General features: G+C 57.1%; 5 protein-coding genes and 1 pseudogene. 1 reads left to right on the forward strand and 5 read right to left on the reverse strand.

Annotated elements, in window-relative coordinates:
* The 4 genes from livG to ACIP66_RS27980 all read right to left on the reverse strand — a co-directional run.
* Positions 1 to 757, reverse strand: a 757-nt coding sequence (livG, locus tag ACIP66_RS27965; protein ID WP_400652447.1) for a high-affinity branched-chain amino acid ABC transporter ATP-binding protein LivG, incomplete at its 3' end; no start/stop codon positions are given.
* A complete protein-coding gene (locus ACIP66_RS27970) occupies positions 754 to 2,010 on the reverse strand; it encodes a high-affinity branched-chain amino acid ABC transporter permease LivM (protein WP_008082257.1) in 1,257 nt (418 codons plus the stop codon). The genes livG and ACIP66_RS27970, both read right to left, overlap by 4 nt.
* Complete coding sequence (livH, locus tag ACIP66_RS27975) at positions 2,007 to 2,930, reverse strand: high-affinity branched-chain amino acid ABC transporter permease LivH (protein ID WP_008082254.1); 924 nt, start codon at positions 2,928 to 2,930, stop codon at positions 2,007 to 2,009. The genes ACIP66_RS27970 and livH overlap by 4 nt, the downstream gene beginning before the upstream one ends.
* 230 nt (positions 2,931 to 3,160) lie before the next feature.
* Entirely contained in the window at positions 3,161 to 4,288 is a 1,128-nt protein-coding gene (locus tag ACIP66_RS27980) for a branched-chain amino acid ABC transporter substrate-binding protein (protein ID WP_053117839.1), read from the reverse strand.
* A 352-nt stretch (positions 4,289 to 4,640) separates the two neighbouring features.
* Here ACIP66_RS27980 and ACIP66_RS27985 point away from each other — a divergent pair, with 352 nt between their 5' ends.
* Positions 4,641 to 4,961: a DUF2288 domain-containing protein gene (locus tag ACIP66_RS27985; protein WP_400652450.1), complete on the forward strand. Its 321-nt coding sequence runs from the start codon at positions 4,641 to 4,643 to the stop codon at positions 4,959 to 4,961.
* Positions 4,962 to 5,240: 279 nt separating this feature from the next.
* On the opposite strand, the pseudogene ACIP66_RS27990 reads toward ACIP66_RS27985, so the two are convergent.
* Positions 5,241 to 6,448: pseudogene (locus tag ACIP66_RS27990) on the reverse strand (hypothetical protein); the annotation flags it as partial.

The raw sequence follows: 6,448 nt of genomic DNA on the forward strand, positions 1-6,448 counted from the left end.
CCAGGTAGGCTTTGATCACTTCAGGATTGTCGCGGATCTGTTCCGGCGTGCCGTCGGCCAGAGGCGTGCCCTGGTTGATCACGACGATGTGGTCTGAAATGCTCATGACCAGTTTCATGTCGTGTTCGATCAACAGCACGGTGACGTTGTGCTCCTCACGCAGCACGCTGATCAGCGCCTTGAGGTCTTCGGTTTCCTTCGGGTTCAGGCCGGCGGCCGGTTCGTCGAGCATGAGGATCCGCGGACGGGTCATCATGCAGCGGGCGATTTCCAGACGACGTTGCTGACCGTAGGCCAAGGTGCCGGCGGTACGGTTGGCGAACTCTTTCAGGTTGACCTTTTCCAGCCAGTACTCGGCAAATTCCATCGCCTCGCGCTCGCTTTTGCGGAACGACGGGGTCTTGAACAGGCCGGCCAGAAAGTTCGTGTTCAGGTGACGGTGCTGGGCGATCAACAGGTTCTCGACCGCCGTCATGTCCTTGAACAAGCGCACGTTCTGGAAGGTGCGCACCACGCCTTTGAGGGCGATCTTGTGGCCCGGCAGGCCTTGAATCGGCTCGCCGTCGAGCAGGATGCTGCCACCGGTTGGCTGATAGAAACCGGTCAGGCAGTTGAACACGGTGGTCTTGCCCGCGCCGTTCGGCCCGATCAAGGCAACCACTTGTTTCTCTTTGACGGTCAGGGCCACGCCGTTGACCGCCAGCAAGCCGCCGAAGCGCATGCTCAGGTTCTCAACTTTTAAGATCTCGCGGCTCATTTTCGCAACTCCATGTGTGGGCGTTGCATCGGCAGCAGACCTTGTGGACGCCAGATCATCATCAACACCATCAGGGCACCGAACATCAACATGCGGTACTCGCTGAACTCACGCATCATTTCCGGCAACAGGATCATTACCACGGCGGCCAGAATCACACCCAACTGCGAGCCCATACCACCCAGCACGACAATGGCGAGGATGATTGCCGACTCGATGAAGGTGAACGATTCCGGGGTCACCAGACCCTGACGGGCAGCGAAGAAGCTACCGGCGAAACCGGCGAACGCAGCACCGAGGGTGAACGCCGACAGCTTGATGATCGTCGGATTCAGACCCAAAGCACGGCAGGCGATCTCGTCTTCACGCAGCGCTTCCCACGCACGGCCGATTGGCATGCGCAGCAAACGGTTGATGACGAACAACGCCGCCAGCGCCAGCACCAGGGCAACCAGGTAGAGGAAAATCACCTTGTTGATCGAGTTGTATTGCAGGCCGAAATACTCGTGGAAGGTTTGCATGCCTTCCGCAGCCTTGCGTTCAAAGGTCAGGCCGAAGAACGTCGGTTTCTCGATGTTGCTGATGCCGTTCGGACCGCCAGTGATGTCGGTCAGGTTACGCAGGAACAGACGGATGATCTCGCCGAAGCCGAGGGTCACGATCGCCAGATAGTCACCGCGCAAACGCAGCACCGGGAAGCCCAGCAGGAAGCCGAACGTCGCCGCCATCAGGCCGGCAATCGGCAGGCAGATCCAGAAGCTCAAGCCGTAGTAGTGCGACAGCAGCGCATAGCTGTAGGCGCCGACGGCGTAGAAGCCGACGTAACCGAGGTCGAGCAGACCGGCCAGACCGACGACGATGTTCAGGCCGAGGCCGAGCATCACGTAGATCAGGATCAGCGTTGCGATGTCCACCGCGCCACGCGAACCGAAGAACGGCCACACCAGTGCACCGATGATCAGCGCAATGATGAAGTAGCGTTGCGTGGTCGGCAGGGTCAGGAAGTTGCTGGCCTTGGCCGGGATCAGCGGCATGCCCGGTGAGGATTTCCACGCCTTGCTGATCTGCTGGTTGAACAGCACCCGCAGGAACATCAGCACCGAACAGATGGCGATGGTCGCCAGAATCATCGGGCTGGTGTTATGCACTTCGAGGTTGATGCCGACGATGGTCAGTTTCAGTCCGAGTACCGGGTAGGCCACAGCCCACACCAGCAAGGCACTGAACAGTGCCTGTTTAAGATTCCTAGTCATACTTTCTCAACCTCCGGACGGCCCAGAATGCCGGTCGGACGGAACAACAGCACCAGAACCAACAAGCCGAAAGCCACGACGTCCTTGTATTGGTCGCCGAAGATATCGGCGCCAAACGCTTCCGCCACCCCAAGCACCAACCCGCCGAGCATGGCGCCGGGGATGCTGCCGATGCCGCCGAGTACCGCTGCGGTGAAGGCTTTGAGGCCGACGAGGAAACCGGCGTTCGGGTTGATCACGCCATATTGCATGCTCAGCAGCACGGCCGCGATGGCCGCCAGCGCAGCACCAATGACGAAGGTCAGGGCGATGATGTTGTTGGTGTTGATGCCGAGCAGGTTGGCCATCTTGATGTCTTCGGCGCAGGCGCGGCAGGCGCGACCCAGGCGAGAACGGGAGATGAACAGCGTCAGGCCGAGCATGGCGATCAGCGTCACCACGAACACCACTATTTGCATGTAGGAAATCAGCACTTCATGTGCGCCACCTGGCCCGAAGGAAATGTTCCCGGGGATCAGGTTGGGGATGGATTTGTCCTTGGAGTCTTGCGCCAGCAGAACCGTGTTCTGCAGGAAGATCGACATACCGATGGCGGAAATCAGCGGGATCAGACGGTTGCTGCCGCGCAGGGGGCGGTAGGCGATCCGTTCGATGCTGTAACCGTAGGAACTGGTGACAACGATGCTCGCAATGAAGGCCGCGGTCATCAACAGCGGGACGTTGTCGATTCCCATCATGGCCAGCCCGGCGATGGCGATGAACGCCACGTAGGAACCGATCATGTACACCTCGCCGTGGGCGAAGTTGATCATTCCAATGATGCCGTAAACCATCGTATAGCCGATGGCAATCAGGGCATACGTGCTGCCAATGGTCAGACCATTAACCAGCTGCTGGAAGAAGTGATAGAGGTCAGGCATTACAACGCTCCTAAAAACCTGATACGCATTTCACTGGTGGAGTCATTTTCCCGCCCGGCCCCGTGGATCTGTATCCACTTCGAATCCGGGTTTTGCCAGCGAACCGCTGATGACGGTTTTGAGATTTTCAGGTGGGGAGACTGGCGGATCACGCCAGCGCGGCCCATACATTCGTAAAACAAAGCCCACGGCACGCCGTGGGCTTTATTGGCAGTCAGTCAGGCAGCGCCTTACTGAGGGGATACTTCAGTTTTTGGTTTGCCGAAGTGCCACTCGTAAACCACAAATTTGAAGTCCTTCAGGTCGCCCTTGGCGTCGAAGCTCAGGTCGCCAGTCGGGGTTTTGAAGGTGCCAGCGTGAATGGCTTCAGCCACTTTGGCCGGGTCTTCGCTCTTGGCAGCGGTGATACCGCCGGCAATCACTTCAACAGCCGAGTAGGAAGGGAATACGAACGGGCCGCTCGGATCTTCTTTCTTCGCTTTGAATGCATCAGCCAGGGCGATGTTGGCCGGATCCTGGTCGAAGGATTTCGGCAGGGTTACCAGCAGACCTTCGGAAGCGTCTTTGGCGATCTGCGAAATCGAGTCGTTACCCACGCCTTCCGGACCCATGAACTTGGCTTTCAGGCCTTTTTCAGCCGATTGACGCAGGATCAGGCCCAGCTCCGGGTGGTAGCCGCCGTAGTAAACGAAGTCGACGTTGGCTTGCTTGAGCTTGGCGATGATCGAGGAGAAGTCCTTGTCGCCGGCGTTGACGCCTTCGAACACGGCAACTTTCACGCCTTTCTTCTCAAGGGTCGATTTGACGGCGGTGGCGATGCCTTCACCGTATTGCTGTTTGTCGTGCAGCACAGCAACGATTTTCGGTTTGACGTGATCGGCAATGTAGTTACCGGCGGCAGGGCCCTGGGCGCTGTCCAGACCGATGGTACGGAAGACCATTTTGTAACCACGGGCGGTGATGTCCGGGCTGGTGGCAGCCGGGGTGATCATGATCACGCCTTCGTCTTCGTAGATGTCCGAAGCCGGTTGAGTGGAGCTGGAGCACAGGTGACCGACCACGAACTTGACGCCGTCGTTGACGACCTTGTTCGCTACCGCTACTGCTTGTTTCGGATCGCAGGCATCGTCGTATTCAACGGCTTCGAGTTTCTTGCCGTCGACGCCGCCCTTGGCGTTGATTTGCTCGATGGCCATTTTCGCGCCACTGAACTGCATGTCGCCGTATTGGGCTACTGGACCGGTCTTAGGGCCGGCGATACCGATTTTGATGGTGTCAGCTGCGAACGAATGGCTGGCAACCCCGGCCAGAACCATAGCGGCAAACAGTTTGGAAATCTGCTTAGTAGCCTTAGTCATAGTGCTCCACTCTTACTGTTGTATTTTTTTTGAGTTCTGGCGCCGTAGCAGCAGAACCGGGTCAGATATCTTTGCGATACCCTCCGGAAATGCCCCCGGCAACTGTACCGGTACAGTGTAGAGCGCCGGTTGTTAGCCTGGGAAGCGGGCGCCGAGGGGCAAAACCTGAGGGTGTCGCTTTTTTGAATGAAAAAGACAGAATTGCGGCGGGGCGTTCGTGGGGTTATGCCCCAATCAACAGCATTCCTTGGCTTTCCTGCTCTTTTCGTTCGGTACAGCCTTTTGCAACCGGGTTTTGCTGACGGATCACCGACGTTATTATTCGCGTCGATTTCTTTTCCGGACAGTTCCCATGAATCAAGAACCTAGCACCCTCTATGCCAAGCTGCTTGGTGAAACCGCATCTATTACCTGGAAAGAGTTGGAGCCGTTCTTCGCCAAGGGTGCCCTATTGTGGGTCGACCCTGACCTGGATTTGATCGCCGCCGCCGAGGCCGTGGCGTCGGATGATGGCGAGAAAGTCGCCGCCTGGCTGGCCGAAGACACAGTCGCCAAGCTGTCTGAAACGCGGGCGCTGGATCTTTTCGAACGCGATCCGCAGCTCTGGGCAGTGGTGGTTTCGCCGTGGATTCTGATCCAGGAAAGGGCGGGTGCTGCCGACGTTGCACCTTGATGGTGCGTCCGCTGGTCGGCGAAAAGTGTGTAGCGGAGTAGCGTGATGGCACGTTGCCGTGAAGAAAGGCCACAAGCGAGGGTGGCATCACGGTGACGTAAACGTAACGGGAACAGTTGAGAGAGCAGCCTTTGGGCTGCTTAATTGTTTCTGGATGTTGGAATGGGAGAATCTTGAGTGAATGTGCCGGCCCCTTCGCGAGCGAGCTCGCTCCCACAAGGGAATGCATTCCAAATGTGGGAGCGAGCTCGCTCGCGAATTGGGCGACTCGGCTGAGGATCAGATCGAGAAAGACTTCCCTGTATGGTTATTCAGCGAAATAACCTTGGTCTTGCCAATCCGGTGACGATAAATCTCGCGCAAATACTTGATCGACTTCTTCACACAATCGCGCGACAGGCGAATGTCATTGATCGAAACAAACTTGTCTTTGTCGTTGATCAGTTCGCGGTACTTCTTCTCGTACATCGGTTTGATCGCGTACCAGTTGGTGTCGAGAATCTTCGCCGGGTTCTCGAATTCATTAAGCAAGTCGTCGATACGATCTTCGTCGAATTCTTCATTAATGATGAAGTCGAGGATCGAGTTGTCCAGCGTCTCATCGAAACGGTACGGCGTCTTGGCGAAGCAGCGTTTGATGAACGCGACGATCAAGGTCAGGAAGTCGTCCGACAGGCACGGGCTCTTCGCGATCAATGTGGTCAGCGACAGGTTGGCCGAGGCGCCGATCACCAGCGCATAACGCTTGAGCGTGGTGTTGGGGAACAGGCTGTTGAGGTGGGTTTTCAACCGGTTCAGATCCATGTACGACAGCTTGTAATCCTTGGGCAGCGAAACGATCGAGACCACCGACGAGCAATTCTTGAAGAAGTGCAGGTCGTGCAACGCGGCGGCGTCGTAGCCGGAATTCTTGTACTGCTCCAGCGAAGCGCGATAACGCTTGGATTCGATCGGCAGCAGGCTGATGCCTTCGATCGCTTGCGTGACCTTGTTGAAGTGCGGCAGGTCGATCGAGCGGAAGAACAGATCGTCGATGTTCAGGCGCTGCGGCTCTTTATCGAAGACCTTGAATTTGTCGCTGCTCGGCGGCGGGGTTTCCGGCACCACCGATTCGGCGTAGGCAATCGCCACCGGGCCGGCCAGACTCATGAACAGGTCGTTGGCATCGAGGCGAATGGTCTCACCGATGTCGATGCCGGCGCGGCGGAAATAGTTCTGGTCGTAGTCAGTCGTTACCGCCTGCGCCGTCAGAATGTTGAAGATCTGCTGCGAGATGTATTGGTTGGCGTGCTTCTCCATCGCATTGACATCAATGTTCTGGATGTTGCCGTCATCGCTTTCTTCGGCGTAACGCATGATGTCGTTGGAGATCAGCATCATTGCGTTCCATGGGCGGATACGGCCCATGACGCTGGCTTCGCTACTGTCTTCGTTGGCGAAGTTGTAGGAGAAATCCCATTCTTCCGAGAGGTATTTACACAGCAGGC

The organism is Pseudomonas sp. NPDC088429, from assembly GCF_044753305.1.
Classification (GTDB): Bacteria; Pseudomonadota; Gammaproteobacteria; order Pseudomonadales; family Pseudomonadaceae; genus Aquipseudomonas; species Aquipseudomonas rustica.

Coding starts and splice junctions, on each gene's coding strand:
- ACIP66_RS27970 (WP_008082257.1), bottom strand. CDS start 2,010: ATGACTAGGAATCTTAAACAGGCACTGTTCAGTGCCTTGCTGGTGTGG.
- livH (WP_008082254.1), bottom strand. CDS start 2,930: ATGCCTGACCTCTATCACTTCTTCCAGCAGCTGGTTAATGGTCTGACC.
- ACIP66_RS27980 (WP_053117839.1), bottom strand. CDS start 4,288: ATGACTAAGGCTACTAAGCAGATTTCCAAACTGTTTGCCGCTATGGTT.
- ACIP66_RS27985 (WP_400652450.1), top strand. CDS start 4,641: ATGAATCAAGAACCTAGCACCCTCTATGCCAAGCTGCTTGGTGAAACC.